The organism is Undibacterium sp. Ji22W, from assembly GCF_049340305.1.
Lineage (GTDB): Bacteria > Pseudomonadota > Gammaproteobacteria > Burkholderiales > Burkholderiaceae_D > Undibacterium.
The window spans coordinates 122,197-140,545 of the sequence record NZ_JBMPOU010000001.1; the positions used below are offsets into that span (position 1 = coordinate 122,197).

Genomic DNA, 18,349 nt, shown 5'->3' on the forward strand with positions numbered 1-18,349 from the left:
TTTACTTTCTTGCTATCTTGCTTGAATTGATCTCCATAATCAATTTGCAGTAGGCGTCTCTTGCTTCTGCACTTCTCAGCAAGCCAGAATGCCCCAGCTCGTGCACAAGGATAAATTGTTTATCATTTCCCGGTATGGCGTCAAATACCAGTTTGCCTAACTGAGGAGGAGTCTGCACATCTTTTTCTCCTGCGATGACCAGACTTTTTCCCTGATAGCTGTGCATATCCCGATCGACTTCGATACTTTTTAAGCTGTCTGCTGCTTCGAAGCGGAAAAAAGGTCGGGCAAGCACGGGAATTTTGGCTTCAAGTAGTGCCATATAAGTAGATGCAGTCGCTTCTAAAATAATGCCATCGACCTGACGTTGTTGCGCGATATGGGCGGCAATAAAACTACCCATAGAGTAACCGTGTATGACGAGCTTTTTGCTTGATTTTAATTTTAGCGCATCATAGATTTTTAAGGCATCTTGTTTCAGCCTATCCATCGTCGGTTCGCCAGCAGTGCGACCATAGCCGCGATAGTCAAACATCTGCAAAGTGATAGGGCAACTACCGATCGATTGCGTCAGATATTTTGCGGTACTGTCGATATGTGAATCCGCACCACCAAGGTAGAGGACTACAACATCCGCATGTTTTTGTTCGATACGAAAGCCATTTACTCGCAGTGTTTCGTCTACTGCGATGCTGTCTTCATAAAAATTAGACTCAGGCAGCACCTGTTTCAAAACGCTAGCATCAAATTTCTGTTTCTGCTGATAACCGCTGCTTTTATCTGGATGCAGCATATCGCTGTCGACGATTTTCATTGAAAAGCATCCGCTCAAGGACACGGATAGACTAACCATCAAGCACAAAAATAATTGACGTCGAATTGTGTTTCTTAAGCTGCTCTTTTTCATCGCTATTGAGTAGTTCGATTGATATGTAGTGGTCATCGAGGATTGTTTCGAGATGCTTATTTTGCGGTGCGTAAAGAATTCAATTGATCGAGTAGCCAAAGCCGACTTTCTGACGCCGGATTATTGCCACATTTCACTTGATAAGCTTTGCCACTAGAACTGCTGGTTGAGGCTGCATGGGTAATAAAGTCCTCTGTGCTTTTGATCATATTCTTATTCTCGAAGTATTCTAATTTCTTGGTCAAATGCGACTGCGCTTCTGCCCCCGAATACCAAGTGCCATTGCGATTAAACTGGCAACCAGAAACTTGTAGCTTCTTAAATAACGCGTCAATTTCTGCACGCGTCGATGGTGGTGCTTGGCTTGCTGAGCTGTTGTTTGTGATCGCAACCAACATTAGAGAGATAAAAATAGCTTTAAAATTCATGTGGAGTTTCATGCAAATTTGTTGGTAGAGAGAATGGTCAATGAAGTTGTGTGGAATACGCATGTGAATTCAGACGTTAAGTTTCCAACATGCGCACTTGAAAAACATTTCCTTCTGGGTCATGACCATCACAGGCGCGAAATCCTCGTGCGGCCCATTCGTGCGAGAAGGATTTGATCGCACCACCAAGTTCGTTTGCGTGCGCACGTGCGATCGCAATGCTGGTCACTGGTAGACAGAGTTTAGTATAAGAGTCTTCCCGTACAGCCACCGTCTCTGTATTGGAATATGGAAGTGAAGCTTCGCCATACAAAGCATGAATGACTAGTTCAAAACCTTGAATTCTTAAGATCGCATAAGACGACTCTTGGTGCAAGAGTTCCATAGCAGCGACGGTGCAATAAAAGGACGTCATACGCGGTACGTCACGAACGAAAAGCACCATGCATGTAGACGGTAAAGTGGTCATCGCGTATTCCTTATATAGTCTGAGTTGGCGAACATCGATTAATAGCGCTGTGTTTTGAAACTGAGCTTAGAGACGGCGCTTGGAGACGGAGCTTCGATTCTGAGCTGTATCTACTTAATTCTATCCAATGATGTTACTTTACCATTTTTTATAGGGAATTCGGTTCATATCGGTCATTCTCAACGCGCTGTTCATAATTCAATTTAGAATAGTTGTTACGCTGCGTTAGCGCGAATATGGGAGGTAAAGCATGTCACGACAGATCTGGTCTGTACCGAATCGCCTGCGATATTGTGCTGTGGGCCTGGTGTTGTTGGCGATCTCTATCACAACGAATGCCGCCGACCGCTATGTCATTGACTCTAAGCACACGTATTCAATTTTTGAATATTCCCATTGGGGTTTGTCTTTGCAACAAGGGCGGTTCGAAAAAAATGCGGGCTTCATCGACATTGATAGCGACAAACGGGCAGGTAGCGTGCAGTTGAATATTGATGCGACTTCCGTGAGTACGGGTAATAGTCTATTTGATACAGCACTGCGCTCCAGCAGTTTTTTTGATGTGCAAATTTATCCCACAATCAATTTCCTCTCCAGTAGCTTGCTGTTCGATGAGAACAATAATGTCGTCGCCTTAGAAGGTGATTTGACCATTAAGAACATCACAAAAAAAGTCAAGTTTACATTGACGCATTTTCGGTGCCGTTTCATGCCTTTGTATTTGAAAAGCGCTTGCGGTGCTAACGGCAATGCAAAAATTTTGCGGAGTGATTTTGATGTTGGGCGATATACGCCTTTTGTGAGTGATGAAGTAACTTTGTATTTTGCGGTGGAGGCAATCAAGGAATGAGCATTTATGTGTGATGAAAAATTGCCCGCAACGCAGTCAGGATTTGTTCTGAATGGAAATCGGACGAAGCAAGTTCATCAGCACTGAGCTGACAGTTAGTCACGGGAATACGTAAACATGCTTCCGCAATCAGCTGAGCGTTCATCGTGTTTAAAATTTCCTTTAGTGCCTCGTCAGCTATCCAAGCACGATGAGAGGGATTAAAGACGGCGACAGGTTTATTGGTAAAGGGGATATACGCGACCAGCCAATCGAGTGCATTTTTGATCGTACCAGTCACACCGTGAGCATATTCTGGACTGGCAACAATCATGGCGTCAGACCAACTGACGGCTTCCCATAATCTATGGACGGAATTCGGCACTTCTGCCGATGCTCCAATATCAGGATTAAAAAGCGGTAAATCGCCTAATCCATCAAAAATAGAAAAATCAATCTGATCCTCTGCCAATTGTGCCGTCGCTTGAAGTAGGGCTAGTGATCTGGATTGTTTACGTAAGCTCCCGCAGAGTGCAAGTATTTTCATAAGACTATCATCGAGACTTTATAGAAATCGTAAGGACTGCGGAAAGCCAACGAAAGATGTGTCCAGATCACGCGGACAAATGCAATCAATAAATGAGGTAAAACGTGAATACGCTTTAAATCTTAGAGATGTTTTCAACATAGCGTGCAAAATTATCCAAAATCGCCTGCCAACCAGCACGCTGCATTTCTGCACTGTGTTCATTTTCCGCATCAAAAGTTTCCGTAATTTGTACCGAACCATCGACTTCTTTGAAGCTCACGCTCACGGTGCGCAGATCCCCCAAGACGCATTCGATCAATTCATGTTCGATGATGTTGGTATACGTTCCCTCAAAATCAAAACCCATGCTGCCATCTTTGGCCTCCATTCGGCTGGTGAAAGTACCACCTATGCGCAGGTCATTGCTACTACGCGTTGTATGCCAGTCATCATTAGCAGCATTCCACTGCATGATGTCGGCGGGCGTTGTCCACGCATTCCAGCAAAGTTTCAAGTCGGCTTTGATACTTGTATTGATGGTGATTTTCATTTTTATTTTCCAAACTTGTATAGGTGTGAGAAGGCTTAGCTGGGAAGGAGTGTGCGATAAGGGTGTGACTTAAAGAGTGACCTAGTGCGCACATCTGTTCTCAACTCAAGCTTAGTAATTTATCAGCAAAATGGCGCATGATCAAATTAGCTATTTGTTATTTAACTCAAAAAAGTTGTAATAATTTACACTAATTCAAAGTTTAACTTATTGATCATGAATATCTATTACCAGTAAGTTAGTTACAGATAGAATTATTTTATGACTCTTTTGTTGTTTTTAGCCCAAACCTAATTTAAATATCTTTTAAATATTTTATAAATATATTTAAATGTGCGCACATGAAGATGGTCCACTGATATTACTTTTTGGCAATTTTGAAGTTGGAAAATGCCATTCAGCGCGACTCATTTCATGCATTGAGGCAGCTTTTTTGAAGCTGAAAATCACATAAAAACAAGGAGTTATCGTGAAACAACAAGTTAAAGTAAAGACCATCGTGGTGGCGTTGGCGCTTTCGTTTGGTGCACAATCCGTTGTATGGGCACAAGATGCGGTGAAAGCTGGTACCGAAGAAAAATCACAATCGCAGCGCGTAGTTGTCACCGGTTCCAACATCAAGCGCATTGATGCTGAGACGGCGGCTCCATTGCAAATCATCAGTAAAGCAGAAATTATGCAAAGTGGTGCGATGACCGTAAAAGATATTCTGGAGTTGTCGACGTCAAATGACAAAACTGCCATTTCCGATCTGAGTGGTGCCAATTCTTGGGCGAGCGGGGCCTCTGGCGTGTCTATGCGTAACCTGGGAGTGAGTGCAACCTTAGTTTTGATCAATGGTCGTCGTTTGCCTAGTTTTGGTTTTGCCGATGGTTTGCAAAATACCTTTGTGAATGTGGATGCGATTCCGGCGTCGGCGGTCGAACGCGTAGAAATTTTACGTGATGGCGCTTCGGCAATTTACGGTTCTTCGGCGATCGCGGGTGTCATAAATATCATTACGCGTAAAGATTTTACGGGTGTACAGCTTAGTGGAAGTAAGCAGCAATCCCTGAATAACCGCCAGTTGAACAATCAAAGCTTTGCGAATGTTTCGGCAGGCTTGGGAAATGTCGATAAAGATGGATACAACCTGTTTGCTAGCCTAGATTTATATAAGCGCGGTTCTTATAGCGATGACTTTGTGAATCGTCGTTTACCCGATTGGTATTTAAAACTTAATCCTGCACGTGACACAAGCAGCGTCGGCTCTTTATCCACTGGCGCTTATCCGGGAAATTACACTGGACGTTATCCGAATAATTATGCTGACCCTAAGTTGGCAGGCACGCGTATTAGCAAAGCGATGTCAGGTTGTGCGGCGACAAATTTGATCGATGGTCTGTGTCGCTACAACTATTGGAAAGACAGTGATGCAATGCCAGGCGCGGAACGCGCTGCTTTCTATTCCATGGGTAATTTAAAAATCTCTGATGATTTATCTGCATGGGCAGAGCTGCAATTAGCCGATACCAAATCGACTTACAATACCTCCATTCCACGTAGTAATGTCACTGGTTCTAGCTTGTCTTGGTATGACTCACTGAAAGGGGAGTTGCAATATTTTGTCGATCCATCGCTGCCAGTCGGACACCCGAACAATCCTTATTCATTTCCGATCGGATTGAACTATCGCTTCGCCGACTATCCTGATATGTTTAAAAATATCGGTGGCTCACAACAGTATCGTGCGGTGGCGGGATTGATCGGTAAGACGGCTGGGTGGGAATGGGATACTGCGGTCGGCTTTATGGGGGGGCGCGCGCATCAGCGTCAGCAGTTGTATCGTGATCGTTATGAATACACCAAAGCGATCACCAGTGGCGAATACAAATTCGGTCAACAAAACTCTCGTGCCTTGCTCGACAAAATGTTTCCAGTCATGGGTTCCGACGGTAAGTCGACTGAGTCTTGGTTAGATTTTAAAGCCAGCCGTGACATCATGAATCTTACTGGTGGGCCGATGACCCTGGTATTGGGAGCGGACGTTCGTCACGAGACTTTCTTGCACAAGAGTATGGATAATATTCTGCAAGCACGCATCGTCCAATTCAGTGGTGTTTCTATCGACGGTTCACGCAATGTCAGTGCTGCGTTTGCCGAACTCAATGCACCTTTGACCAAGAAATTGGAATTGGATTTTGCATTGCGCGCCGATAAGTCAGGTCCGACGGATTTGGAAATTATTCCGAAAGCAAATGCCAGCTATTTGCTTTCGGACCACTTCAAATTGCGTGGCACTGTGTCCCGCGGCTATCGTGCGCCTAGTTTGCCAGAAACCGGGAATGGTGGTGCTTCCTGGTTCACTGGCGGCGATGATCCTAAACGCTGTGATATGGCAAATAAAATCTATGATGCCTTGATGTTGGGCGATGCCACCGATCGTTCCAATGCCTTGACCGCATTTTATTCTGGTTGCCAAACCGGCTTTCCATCCACGGTCACCCCGAATGCAAAACTTGAACCAGAACGTTCACGCATCTTCAGTCTGGGTTTCGTAGCCCAAGCGACTAAAGACACGGCAATCACTTTGGATTACTGGAATGTGTCACGCTTCAATGAAATTGCGGTGCGTGGTTCCGATTACATATTGGCGCATGAAGATACGACGACAGGCTTAGTTGTACGTGGCGCTTTGTCTCCACAAGATATTGAATTTGCACAACGTGCTAGTCAACTTGCCGGTGTTCCTTTGGGCTTTAAAGTCGGCCCAGTGCAGGGCGTGCGTGATCAATATTCCAATGTCACCAAGACCAAAGTCGCGGGTGCTGATCTGAGCATCCGTAGTAATTGGAATTTGGGTGAGTATGGTCGTCTGAGTACTAATTTGGAATCCACGATACAAATCGATACGCGCTGGTTTGATCCAGATACACAAAAATTTAGCGAAAATTATGTTGGCTATCGTTACTATCCACGTGTCGTGAGTAATGTGAGTGCAAACTGGTCAAAGAACGTCTGGAGTGCCGGTGCACGCGGCTATTTCCAAAGCGAACGTAAGTTGGCGTGGGGCGCAGCAGATACTTCCAACACGATAGAGGCATGTGCCGAACGTAAAGTCAGTGCCGCTGGCTGTAAGCTAGGTGCGGATTTTACTGTGGATGTGTATGGTTCGTATTCAGGCTTTAAAGATTTGCGCGTCGGCTTCAACTTGTTCAATTTAATGAATCGTCAATCGCAGGTGGAGAACCGTGCCGGTGGTCCATTGCCATTGCGTGGTGCTTCTTTGAAGTTGTGGGGTGAATATAAGTTTTAAGACGATCAGCGTGAACGCGATTGGTTTCAATTCATTATCGAACGACATGTGAAAAACGACATGTGAAAAACGAGATGTGAAAAACGAGAAGTGAAAGAGCCCGCCAGAATTGACTTCTGGCGGGCTTTCTTTATTGAATAAGATCGAATAATTTAGTGATATTGACGCAACGATTGGTTTTGACGAATACGCTGAATGATTTTCTCCGCACTACCAGAAATACTTCCGCCCTCACAAACAAAATCCCAAGCAAGCGTACTGTGCTGTTTGTTGACCGCTTTATTGGTAAATTCGTCCCAGACATTGCGGCGTGAACTTGACCAAGTGCCATCGGCACGACCAAAAGCAAATAGACGTTTTTCGTTCGTATCGCAACGCATGCCTTCATAGCTGACATTTCTGGCGCCAGATTGGCTAGTCGAAACTAAGGTGTAACGCAAACTACCATCCACTGCAATGCTGATGGACTTACTGTCGATGAAGAAAATTTGATTCTCATTACTGTAAAAGCGCAGTAAATTTTCTTTCGATGGCGCTGCCGGTAACACGACAGGGCTATCGACCCAGACCTTCACCACTTTCTCGTCAGCGCTTTGTGCGAATGCTGGCGTTGCCGCTAACATCCAGCAGACATAAAGCAGGCACTGGCGGAGAGATCGGCATAGTCCGCGATGTAAGCGGGTGGTCGGGGTGCACACAGACATGATCAACTTTCCTTTTTTTGTACTGCGGTGGAAACATTAGTATCTGCATTATTAGTATCGGCATCTTCAGTCTGAATACTGACACTAATTTCAACCGCTGTCGTAATAGTCGTGTTTAAGTTGACGATTATTCCAGCCTCAACCTTGCTGTTTGCTTCATTGCCCAGGTCGGATTTGCTATCTTGCGGCTTACGTTTTTGATGGTGAGGTTTACGCGCACTATCTGGACGATGAATAAACCGTGACAACTCTTGCAAAGCCATCTGATATACACCACGTTTAAATTCAATCACTGTGTCGAGCGGCACCCAATAATCATGCCAACGCCAGGCGTCAAATTCGGGATGCGTACTTGCGCGCAAATTCACATCACAATCGCGTCCAACCATACGCAACAAAAACCAGATTTGTTTTTGTCCACGGTAATGACCACGAATTTCGCGTTTAATAAAATGATCAGGCACTTCATAGCGCAGCCAATCGCGGGTGCGACCCAAGATTTTGACATGCTCTGGAAGCAAGCCAGTCTCTTCTTCAAGTTCGCGGAACATCGCTTGCTCCGGCGATTCGCCGTATTTAATGCCGCCTTGTGGAAATTGCCAGGAATGCTCGCGCACCCGCTTGCCCCACCAGACTTCATTATTGGCGTTCAGCATGATAATGCCTACGTTAGGCCTGAAGCCTTCACGATCCAACATGGTATAACCCCAATTATTTCTTGGGAATTATCTAACATTCGCTTAGGGGGAGTGGGTCTATGATCTTTGGCACTTTACTAAATGCTAAATTCTTGCCCGCAAAAAAAGCCCGCACTGATCTACATCGGCGAGATTTTATGTGTCCCTAAACGAATTGTTAAGTATTCCCAAACGTGGTCAGGGCACACTCTTTATTTTGACGGGCGAAGTTTTTGACGCTGAAAACTTGGAAATTTGCGGAAAATGCCGATCAAAATCCGAGTTTAGGCCAAAAAAATGCAATTAAGCAGTCGAAACCATCATCAAAAATGCAAAGAGTGAGCGCATGAGCCAGCATATCCTTTAAAATTGCGTTGATTATAACCTAGGACTTCAACAAAAAAGTTCAAGTATTGTTGTTTCAGAAATCATGGCGCCCATTGTCTGAGTTAAGCCGGAATTTTGCTGCACAGTGCTGGCAACATTTTGATGTCATTCCAAACCTCCATTATTGAAAAGAAATAAGTCATGCGCGCTACACGTTTTTTCATTTCCACTTTAAAAGAAGCTCCTGCTGACGCTGAAATCGTCAGCCACAAATTAATGATGCGCGCCGGGATGATCAAACGCCTTGGCTCTGGTATTTATAATTACATGCCTATGGGTTTGCGCGTTATTCGTAAAGTTGAAAAAATTGTACGTGAGGAGATGGACCGTTCTGGCGCGATCGAAATGTTAATGCCCGTGGTGCAACCTGCTGAGTTATGGCAAGAAACGGGTCGCTGGCAAAAATACGGTGCAGAATTGATGCGCGTGAAAGACCGTCATGGTCGTGATTTCATTATTCAACCGACTTCCGAGGAAGCGATTACTGACGTTGCGCGTCAAGAAATCAAATCCTATCGCCAGTTGCCGCTGAATTTTTATCATATTCAAACGAAATTCCGCGACGAGCGTCGCCCACGGTTTGGTTTGATGCGTGGCCGTGAATTCACGATGAAAGATGCTTACTCTTTTGACCGTGATCTCGATGGTTTGAAAAAGTCTTACCAAAACATGTATGACGCCTATGTGCGCATTTTCAACCGCTTTGGTTTGCAGTTCCGCGCGGTGGCAGCGGACAACGGCGCCATCGGTGGTACTGGATCACATGAATTCCATGTGATCGCCGAAACCGGTGAAGATGCTTTGGTATATTGTCCAACTTCTGATTACGCCGCCAACATGGAAGCAGCGGAAGCTTTGTCTTTATTTGATGCACGCAAAGCAGCAACACAAGCATTGACGAAGACGGCAACGCCCGGCAAAGCCAAGTGCGAAGAGGTGGCCGAGCTCTTGAATATTCCTTTGCAAAACACGGTCAAGTCTATCGTGCTGACAGTTGAAACCGAAGAAAAAGATAAAGTCACCAAACAAGTCTGGTTATTGTTGATACGCGGCGATCATGAATTGAACGAAATTAAAGCCAGCAAGGTGCCAGGTTTAGCAAATTACCGCTTCGCAACAGAAGATGAAATCGTCGAACACTTTGGCACTAAGCCAGGTTACCTCGGTCCAGTGAATACGAAGTTGCCAGTTAAAGTCGTGGCAGATCGCACCGTGGCGATGATGGCTGATTTTGTATGCGGCGCGAATGAAGAAGATTTTCACTTCACTGGTGCAAATTGGGGGCGTGATGTAGCGGAACCACTGGTTGCTGATTTGCGCAACGTGGTCGCTGGCGATCCATCACCGGATGGTAAAGGCATGCTCGCAATTCAACGTGGCATCGAAGTGGGTCACGTGTTCCAACTCGGTACGAGCTATTCCGAATCCATGAAAGCGACTTTTCTTGATGAGAACGGTAAGCCGCAGTTATTGCAAATGGGCTGTTATGGCATCGGTGTCACGCGTATTTTAGGTGCCGCCATTGAACAAAATTTCGATGATAAAGGCATCATTTGGCCGACGGCGATTGCACCGTTTGAAGTCGTGATTTGCCCTATGGGTATGGAGAAGAGTCCAGCAGTGAAAGAGCAGGCAGAAAAACTGTACGCCGAATTATTGTCTGCTGGTGTCGATGTTTTGCTCGATGACCGCGATTTGCGTCCGGGTTCGATGTTTGCTGATTGGGAATTGATTGGCGTGCCACATCGCGTTGTGATCGGTGATCGTGGCTTGAAAGAAGGCAATCTGGAATACAAAGGCCGCCGTGATGCAGAGGCGAGCAATGTCCCAGTTGCCGAAATGTTTGATTTCCTGACTGCGAAATTGCAGGCGAAATAATCTTAAAAGTGACTTTGATCATGCATGGTTTGACGCGAGTTTGTTTCTTGAAAAAGCAAACTCGCGTTTGTCTTTTCGCTTGTTTTTTTATTGGTCTGTTGGGAATATCTCCTTGGGCAAATGCTGGCAACCAAAAGGAAGAGGCGATTGCGGACTCGGTCAGGCTGGCACTCTCAAAGTTAGTGGCCGATCCGCGCCCACCGAAGCCGACTTTCGATAAAATAGAAGAGCGCATCAAATATTTACACTGGCTGGGTGAAATGTCCGACCGTTTAAAACGTCGCATTCCCGATAAACAAACTCGTCTCGAATTTTTGGAAACAGTTTGGTACGAAGCCAAGCGTGCAGGTTTAGACACCGGCATGGTGCTTGGTCTAATGCAAGTCGAGTCAGGTTTTAAGAAATACGCGGTATCAATAGTCGGCGCGCGTGGTTTCATGCAAGTGATGCCATTTTGGTCGCGTGTGGTCGGCGATGGTGATCCGAAAAAATTGTTCCAGATGCAAACCAATTTGCGCTATGGCTGTTCAATTCTGCGAATGTACATCGATATGGAAGGCGGCAATCTCTTCCTTGCGCTCGGTCGTTACAACGGGAGTCGTGGACGTGCGGAATATCCGAATGCGGTGTTGGCTAACTGGAAGAATTGGGAATTTAAGAGCTGAGTTAAAGCTGAATGGCGCTGCAATGTTGTCAACCCAGCCCATGAAAATATGCGCGCTCATATTTGTAATCGGCCAAACCTTTTTAGAATGAATATTGTATGAATATTTTTTTTCGCCGCTTGTCTGTTGCGCTCACTTTAGCACTGACGCTTGGTAGTGCATTCGCAGCAGATACAAAACTTGATAAAAATATCGATGCCAAAATTGGCAATGTATCCATTGCGATTCCAGTCCCACAAGCTTACGTGGACTCGTCCCTGATGTTTCCCAAGGTGTTGCAGCTTGGAGAAACCATGACTGCTTCCGCCAATCGTCTGTTGGCATTTTTCATTAGTGATGATGACGTGAAGGCCTTGTTGTCGCAAACAGCGCCGACATTGCAGCGATACATGATGGTGCAGACGCTTAGAGCGGCGGAAGATTCAAGCATGGGAGCACAAGATTTCAAGGAAGTCAGAAATCAACTTAAGAATCAGTACAAGCAATTTATCGCGGATAGTAAGGAGCGCATGCAATCTGAAGTGGATCAGGCGGTAGAGCGTTTGAGTAAAGAAAGTAGCCAACCGAAAAATGTATCGATGAAGCTGGGCGAGTTAAAAGTGATTGAAGTGATGGAGGATGAAAAATTCGTCACCCTGATTACTAAAACACTGGTAGGCGCTAACGTGAATGGAGAACTTAAGGAAATCCCTATGGTCATGGGCCTAGGCACGACCATGGTTAAGGGTAAGATTGTCTATTTTTTTTGTTACGCTAGATTGAACTCTGACGCTGACGTGGCGTGGATTAAGTCGCAGAATGCTATGTGGATGCCTTCGTTATTTGCAGCAAATAGCACGCAATAACGTTGCTCAAATCTAGAGCGCATAGAGTAGTGAAGTAAATCGCTCAGTAAATCGCTCAGTAAATCGCTCAGTAAATCGCTCGATAAATGAATAAGTAAGATACGTAAATCATTTCAATAAAATCTGGGAATTTAGGGCAGTATCTTCTAAGCTGGTAGCAACACTCTGATTTGTTGCAGAGTGATTCATTTTCGCTGTTGAGTCTGTGGGAGAACTAACATGGCTATAGCACATCTCGCGTCGGGGCAGGTTCGCTCTATATTGCCACTGTCTGCACCACCTGATACCTTGCAATCCATCGCCATTTTCAAAGATGCGCATCTGGAAGTCATAAGAATGGTATTGCCCGCCGCCAAGATCATTCCACCACATAGTGTAAATGGACCAATTACCATTCAATGTCTCGCTGGTGAAGTTCTCGTGACCGCTGATGCACAAGAGCACCGTTTGTTCGCTGGAGATTTGCAGTATTTCACCGGCGGTGTCGTACATCAGTTAAAGGCGTTTCAAGATAGTGCTTTGTTAGTGACTATAGTGTTGATACCGACAGTCTCTAAAGTTTGATTACTTGAACCATTCGCTCACATCGGGATGCAATCTTGATGTGATTTTGGGGCGGAAAATGATTTGATCTAGATCAAATTGACTGCATTCATTCGCAAGAGCTACCACCTTTCAGAAATAGCCACCTGCCTTGTAAGCTATGCCCAGCTTAGGCTTTTGCGGGGGTGACCATATAAACTAGTTCGTTCAGCCTATATCCAAACGCAACTAGCGGATTGACCGCTTTGATCAGTTGTCTAGACTAAGCCCAATACTTTTCTATGGGACTAGCATGATGACTTCACTATTTTCAATAACAATACCAGCGACAATACCCTTAAATCGGATGACACTCGCAGTTGGTTTGGCGTGTTGTTGTGCAACGTTTTCATGTATTGCACAAGCCCAAATGCAGACAACCGGGACGCTTGGTGAACTTCCAAATTCTGTAGCATCTTCTCCTGTTAAACCTGCGCAAATCGTGGTCGTCAGCGGTACCCGCTATGAACAGTTTGTCGAAAACTTGCCAATGGCGATTGACGTTATCGACCAAAAGGAAATCGAACGTTTAGGTATTACCGACATACGTGATCTGGCAAAAAATCTTGCTAACGTCGAAGTCAAACGCGCTCCAGCTCGGTTTACTGTTACAGGTGTCGGTAACTCGACAGGACGTGATGGTAATGCTGGATTTTCTATCCGTGGTCAGGATGGTAACCGTGTTCTGATGTTGATAGATGGTATGCGGCTGCCGCGTAGTTACATCAATGGTAGCAATGCTTTTGGACGAGATTCGATCGCGATGAATTTGATCCGTCAGGTCGAGATCGTGCGCGGCCCTGCATCTGTTTTGTATGGTTCGGATGGCCTCGCAGGCCTAGTCAATTTTATGACTTTAGAACCACAAGATTTTCTGCAAGAGAAGAATGTAGTGGTGAAGGATTTCGGCGGAAAATTATTTGCCAACTGGAGTGGTGACGATCACAGTCGCAGTTTCGGTGCAAGCTTAGCAGGTCGCTTGAATCCTCAGTGGAGTTGGCTAATCAGCGGAAGTAGCAGCAAGGCCAAAGGCTTAGAAAATATGGGGACAAATGATTTCCCTAATATCGACAGAACAACGCCCAATCCGCAAGAGGATCAAACCCAATCGGTATTAGCAAAATTCGTTTATCAAGCTAGCGCCAATCAAAAACACAGTTTGAGCATAGAGCATGTCGATAAGACTTCTGATTTTGAATTGTTATCCAGTCGCGCTAAATTGCCAATGACGTCGGCGTCCGCGGTCAGAGGCGAGACTGTCCATAAAGAGTCGACACGTGATCGCCTCACCTTAGTCGATCGTTACGACATCAAAAATGACTGGATCGACCATATACAAAGCAATCTCAGTTACCAAGATAGCAGCGCACAAGATGACGGTGTGACGCATCGCAATACCTTGGCTGATCGTGTTCGCAAAGTATCGTATGCCGAGCAGGCTTGGCAGTTTAGTTTGTTAGCCGATAAGTTATTCAAATCGTCGCCAAATTTTGCTCAGCGCTTGAGCTATGGATTTGATTATTCGAGAATTGACGTCAGTAATTTCTTTGATGGCGTTGATCCGGGAAATGTGGATTTCACGCCACGCAAATACTTCCCTGATACACGTGATTCTAGTCGTGCTGTTTTCTTGCAAGATGAAATTTTCGCCGGTGCGTGGATCATCACGCCGGGCTTGCGTTACGACCATTTTGATTTAGATGTTAAAACACAGGATGGATTTTCGCCACCAGCCAAGACACCAGCGAAATCTTTATCGGGTTCAGCAGTCGTTCCTAAACTGGGTGTGCTTTACAAATTGAGTGGGGATTGGAATGCCTATGCCAGTCTTGCAGGTGGTTTCCGTGCACCGAATGCGCAACAGATCAATGGCGTATTCGATAGCTCGACGGTGCCGGCAGTCTTATTAGCCAATCCCGACTTAAAACCAGAGAAGAGTCAAAACATCGAAATCGGCGTACGCGCTTTGTTTGAAAAATTCACTCTCGATGTCGCGGTATTTAGCGGCAATTACAAAAATTTGATCTACGATAAAAAGCCCTTAGGTGGCAAAGGTATTGCAGGTGATCCGGCGATTTTCCAAACTGTGAATGTCGACAAGGCCAAAATCGATGGTTTCGAAATTCGTGGACAAGTTCAATGGACAGAAATCGCAGGCGGTAAATTAAGTTCACCATTTTCTTACGGTAGAACCCGAGGAACTGATGAGGTCGCGCACACGCCGCTGAGCTCTATCAATCCTAGCAAGTTGTATGCGGGCTTACGTTACACCAATGACAGTTGGGATTGGCAATTGAATGCACGTCACCAAGCAGGTAAAGAAGAAGCTGATTTGAGTAGCCCGTATTTGCCAAAACCTGCTGTACCACCACGTGTGCGCCAATTCTTGGTGTCAGGTGTCACCACTGTAGATACACAAGTGCAGTGGACAGTACAGAAAAACTGGCGGGTTAATTTAGGTGTCGACAATATCACTAATAAAAAATACTGGAACTGGAGTGATGTACAAGGTTTAGCTGCGACATCTGTCGTGGTCGACGCTTACACGCAGCCGGGGCGTTACTACCATGCTTCTTTAGTGATGGGATTTTAGATCGCTGCTTTGATTGTGGATGACGCATATTGCGAATGAAGGTGAAAATTGTAGGGCGGGTGAAACCCGCGCCGCCAGCAAGTCAAGCACCTGAGCAGCGCGGTTTCACCCACCCTACAAAATCGCACAAACCAATGTGTAGTTCAGCAATCAGATACGTCGACATAAAGTCGGTAAAAGCGCAGGTCAGCGATTCACACGCTGACCTGTTTTCATATCGATCAAGATGATTTGCATTGCAGACTTGGTGTTCGTCTGCCCTGAAATCTTCATTTTCAAATGCAGAATAGAAGTCGTATTTGTGTTTTCTATTGCGCTTTCACATGGATAGACCGGATGCGCAAATTGGTGTTCTACGATCTTGCGACGTATATCTAAATTAATGATTTGCAGTTTCCCGTATTGATCGGCACCTGCCGCATAATTGCCACTAGCATCGAACATGAAACAATCCATGGCGAGTTCCAATGGTGTTTTACGCGGTGCAAATAACTGGGTATCGGCGATGCCTTCCCCCATTTGATAATCATGCACCCAGCCTTGATAGACTGGTTCGGCTTTGGGGTTATAACTAAGCTCCCATAATTCAGCGATATCATTGAGGACGAGGATAAAACTCTGGCGCTGAGGATTGGAATAGAATGCGCTGACAGACGATAACTTTTCATCCTTGTTTTGAAGTCTTAGTTCGCGGACGATGGTATTCGAATTTAGATCAATTGCCTGTAAACGATGATGGCTTTGATCGATGTTGAGCGCGTACCTACCATCCTCAGAGGCAATTTTTTGTGGGATACTCGTTTGCGCTAGCATTGCGACTGGCGCTAGCGACAGTAGTAAGAAACTCAGATGTCTGAAGAATACTTGCATAGTGTGAAGTAGACCAAAAAAAAAGCGTGCAGATTGGTAGTCTGCACGCTAGTTTGTTTCAATTACAGGAATTGCTGATAATGTTAGTTGAGGGCTAACACATATTCCACCATTACTTTAATGTCCGCATCGCTGACTGCCTTGTTAGGTGACATAGGAATCGGTCCCCATACACCGCTGCCGCCATCTTTTACTTTCTTAGAGAGTAAAGCAACAGCATCGGCATTGCCCTTGTACTTTTTGGCGACATCTTTAAAGGCTGGGCCCACGATTTTTTTATCGACGCCGTGGCAGTTCATACAGTTATTTTTCTTGGTCAGATCAACGCCTGAGTCCGCCGCCGTTGCCGACATGGCTGGCAAGACAAGCAGAGTGCAACTAGCCAAGAGAGTTGAGAGTGTCAGTTTCATACATAGCTCCTTAATACACATCATGTTGCGTATTGTTGACGTTGAATTTACCCGTTGGCGTAATCAATTTTGGATCACGGATGACTTTTTTCAATTTACGCGTTTTGTCGTCAACGATGACAATGGCGGATTCTTTGTCCTTGGCACTCCAAACTGAGAACCAGACTTCATCACCGGCTTGATTATATTCAGGTTGTACGATGCGTTTTGCACCATCGCCTAAGCCTGACCATTCTCCGATAGGCAATACTTCAAAGCCTTTGCCGAAATTGTTGATATCAAATACGGCAACAGATTGACTGATTTTTGCATCAGGATTTAAAGGTGTATCTATCCACAGATTTTTGGATTTTGGATGCGTCTTGATGAATAAAGAACCACCGCCTTGACCTTTGATTGTGTCAACGACTTTCCATGCCTGACCTTTGTGCTTAATCGGATCAGTACCTATCATAGAGATGCTTTCGTCACCCAGATGGCTAGTTGCCCACACCGGGCCAAACTTAGGATGAACGAAGTTCGCACCACGACCTGGATGCGGTGTTTTGCCCACATCGACAATCGCTGCCATCTTATCTTCTTTGGTATCGACCACGGCGATCTTATTTGAGGCATTCGCTGCCACTAAGAAGTAACGACCAGTTGAATCAAAACCACCATCATGCAAAAATTTTGCTGCATCCAAGGTGGTAACTTTCAGATTGTTCAGATCCGAATAATTGACCATCATGATCTTACCGGTTTCTTTAGCGTTGATCACGAACTCTGGATGATAATGTGACGCGACAATTGACGCTACGCGTGGTTCTGGATGATATTCGTTATCGACGGTCATACCGCGAGTTGAAACAATCTTCAGGGGCTTGAGCGTCTCGCCTTCCATCATTACATATTGTGGCGGCCAGTAAGAACCCGCCACGGCGAATTTATCTTCATAGCCTTTGAATTTCGATGTTTCGACAGAGCGTGCTTCTAGGCCGACTTTAATTTCCGCGACGTTATCTGGTTTCTCCATCCACAAATCGATCAGATTCAAGCGCGCATCGCGACCGATCACATACAGATAACGACCAGATGCAGAGATGCGGGAAATATGTACGGCATAACCAGTCTTAACGATATTGATGATCTTCTTCGTATCGCCATCGATCAGAGCCACTTCGCCAGAGTCACGTAAGGTGGTCGAGAAGATATTCGCAATGTTGTATTTGTTCATCTTTTTAGTTGGACGTTTATTCGGTGGAATAATGTCCTTCCAAGTCGCCAGCATTTCTTTCATACCGAATTCTGGTGGAGTTGGTGGCTCTTGCTGAATATAGCGCGCCATCAAATCGACTTCTTTTTCGCTCAAATCGCCTGAGGTACCCCAGTTTGGCATCCCGGCCGGTGAGCCGTAAGCGACAAAAACTTTCAGGTACTCCGTACCTTTTTCCAAAGTGATATCCGGCGTCAAAGCTTTACCTGTTGCACCTTTACGTAAGACACCATGGCAGCCCGCGCAGCGTTGGAAATAGATTTGCTTGCCGGCTTCAAACTCGGCTAGTGTCATCGCCGGTGCTTTGGGATTGATGTTTTGATGCATAGCTTCGCTTGCTAATGGCGAACCACCTGCCTGATATTTGAGTTCTGCCGCCGCATGGGTTTTTTCATCTTTCTTTTCTTGCGCGTAAGCGAAGCCGAAAGTGAGCGGCAAGCAGGTGATGGCTGCGACCAAGGGGCGCAGCATGGGCA

Annotated in this window: 17 protein-coding genes; 7 read left to right on the plus strand and 10 right to left on the minus strand. The window is 45.5% G+C overall.

Going from position 1 to position 18,349, the window contains the following annotated elements:
- Window position 1: 1 nt before the first annotated feature.
- The 3 genes from ACO0KW_RS00490 to ACO0KW_RS00500 form a co-directional block, all read right to left on the minus strand.
- Window positions 2-814 (minus strand): alpha/beta hydrolase, encoded by an 813-nt coding sequence (locus tag ACO0KW_RS00490; protein WP_423049586.1) that lies wholly within the window; start codon window positions 812-814, stop codon window positions 2-4.
- A gap of 149 nt (window positions 815-963) precedes the next feature.
- A complete protein-coding gene (locus tag ACO0KW_RS00495) occupies window positions 964-1,335 on the minus strand; it encodes a DUF5329 family protein (RefSeq protein ID WP_423049588.1) in 372 nt (123 codons plus the stop codon).
- Between the two features lie 76 nt (window positions 1,336-1,411).
- Window positions 1,412-1,804, minus strand: a complete 393-nt coding sequence (locus tag ACO0KW_RS00500) for a hypothetical protein (RefSeq protein ID WP_423049590.1) — start codon at window positions 1,802-1,804, stop codon at window positions 1,412-1,414.
- A gap of 250 nt (window positions 1,805-2,054) precedes the next feature.
- On the opposite strand from ACO0KW_RS00500, the gene ACO0KW_RS00505 reads away from it, so the two are divergent.
- Window positions 2,055-2,654: a YceI family protein gene (locus tag ACO0KW_RS00505; RefSeq protein WP_423049592.1), complete on the plus strand. Its 600-nt coding sequence runs from the start codon at window positions 2,055-2,057 to the stop codon at window positions 2,652-2,654.
- 4 nt (window positions 2,655-2,658) lie between these two features.
- Here ACO0KW_RS00505 and ACO0KW_RS00510 read toward each other — a convergent pair whose 3' ends face one another.
- Together ACO0KW_RS00510 and ACO0KW_RS00515 are read right to left on the minus strand one after the other, a co-directional pair.
- The gene (locus ACO0KW_RS00510) at window positions 2,659-3,180 is read right to left on the minus strand and encodes an NADPH-dependent FMN reductase (RefSeq protein ID WP_423049594.1); all 522 of its coding nucleotides are present in this window, start codon (window positions 3,178-3,180) and stop codon (window positions 2,659-2,661) included.
- A gap of 115 nt (window positions 3,181-3,295) precedes the next feature.
- Window positions 3,296-3,712 carry an SRPBCC family protein gene (locus tag ACO0KW_RS00515; protein ID WP_423049596.1) on the minus strand — a complete coding sequence of 139 codons (417 nt, stop codon included), beginning with the start codon at window positions 3,710-3,712 and terminating at the stop codon, window positions 3,296-3,298.
- Window positions 3,713-4,181: 469 nt separating this feature from the next.
- On the opposite strand from ACO0KW_RS00515, the gene ACO0KW_RS00520 reads away from it, so the two are divergent.
- Window positions 4,182-7,007 (plus strand): TonB-dependent receptor plug domain-containing protein, encoded by a 2,826-nt coding sequence (locus tag ACO0KW_RS00520; RefSeq protein WP_423049598.1) that lies wholly within the window; start codon window positions 4,182-4,184, stop codon window positions 7,005-7,007.
- A 152-nt stretch (window positions 7,008-7,159) separates the two neighbouring features.
- Here ACO0KW_RS00520 and ACO0KW_RS00525 read toward each other — a convergent pair whose 3' ends face one another.
- Together ACO0KW_RS00525 and ACO0KW_RS00530 are read right to left on the minus strand one after the other, a co-directional pair.
- The gene (locus ACO0KW_RS00525; RefSeq protein ID WP_423049600.1) at window positions 7,160-7,711 is read right to left on the minus strand and encodes a CNP1-like family protein; all 552 of its coding nucleotides are present in this window, start codon (window positions 7,709-7,711) and stop codon (window positions 7,160-7,162) included.
- A gap of 2 nt (window positions 7,712-7,713) precedes the next feature.
- Window positions 7,714-8,409, minus strand: a complete 696-nt coding sequence (locus ACO0KW_RS00530) for an RNA pyrophosphohydrolase (protein ID WP_423049602.1) — start codon at window positions 8,407-8,409, stop codon at window positions 7,714-7,716.
- 507 nt (window positions 8,410-8,916) lie between these two features.
- Between ACO0KW_RS00530 and ACO0KW_RS00535 the strand changes: the two genes are divergently transcribed.
- The 5 genes from ACO0KW_RS00535 to ACO0KW_RS00555 all read left to right on the plus strand — a co-directional run bounded on the left by ACO0KW_RS00535 (window position 8,917) and on the right by ACO0KW_RS00555 (window position 15,338).
- A complete protein-coding gene (locus ACO0KW_RS00535; protein WP_423049604.1) occupies window positions 8,917-10,653 on the plus strand; it encodes a proline--tRNA ligase in 1,737 nt (578 codons plus the stop codon).
- Window positions 10,654-10,742: 89 nt separating this feature from the next.
- Window positions 10,743-11,318: a lytic transglycosylase domain-containing protein gene (locus ACO0KW_RS00540; RefSeq protein ID WP_423051905.1), complete on the plus strand. Its 576-nt coding sequence runs from the start codon at window positions 10,743-10,745 to the stop codon at window positions 11,316-11,318.
- Window positions 11,319-11,416: 98 nt separating this feature from the next.
- The gene (locus tag ACO0KW_RS00545; protein WP_423049606.1) at window positions 11,417-12,163 is read left to right on the plus strand and encodes a hypothetical protein; all 747 of its coding nucleotides are present in this window, start codon (window positions 11,417-11,419) and stop codon (window positions 12,161-12,163) included.
- Between the two features lie 219 nt (window positions 12,164-12,382).
- Window positions 12,383-12,727, plus strand: a complete 345-nt coding sequence (locus ACO0KW_RS00550; protein WP_423049608.1) for a cupin domain-containing protein — start codon at window positions 12,383-12,385, stop codon at window positions 12,725-12,727.
- 271 nt (window positions 12,728-12,998) lie between these two features.
- On the plus strand, window positions 12,999-15,338 hold the full coding sequence (locus ACO0KW_RS00555) for a TonB-dependent hemoglobin/transferrin/lactoferrin family receptor (RefSeq protein WP_423049610.1): 2,340 nt from the start codon (window positions 12,999-13,001) through the stop codon (window positions 15,336-15,338).
- A 186-nt stretch (window positions 15,339-15,524) separates the two neighbouring features.
- On the opposite strand, the gene ACO0KW_RS00560 is transcribed toward ACO0KW_RS00555, so the two are convergent.
- The 3 genes from ACO0KW_RS00560 to ACO0KW_RS00570 form a co-directional block, all read right to left on the minus strand.
- Window positions 15,525-16,208 (minus strand): hypothetical protein, encoded by a 684-nt coding sequence (locus ACO0KW_RS00560; RefSeq protein ID WP_423049612.1) that lies wholly within the window; start codon window positions 16,206-16,208, stop codon window positions 15,525-15,527.
- Between the two features lie 83 nt (window positions 16,209-16,291).
- On the minus strand, window positions 16,292-16,561 hold the full coding sequence (locus tag ACO0KW_RS00565) for a c-type cytochrome (RefSeq protein ID WP_423051907.1): 270 nt from the start codon (window positions 16,559-16,561) through the stop codon (window positions 16,292-16,294).
- 67 nt (window positions 16,562-16,628) lie between these two features.
- Window positions 16,629-18,200 carry a cytochrome D1 domain-containing protein gene (locus ACO0KW_RS00570; protein WP_423051909.1) on the minus strand — a complete coding sequence of 524 codons (1,572 nt, stop codon included), beginning with the start codon at window positions 18,198-18,200 and terminating at the stop codon, window positions 16,629-16,631.
- Between the last annotated feature and the right edge of the window lie 149 nt (window positions 18,201-18,349).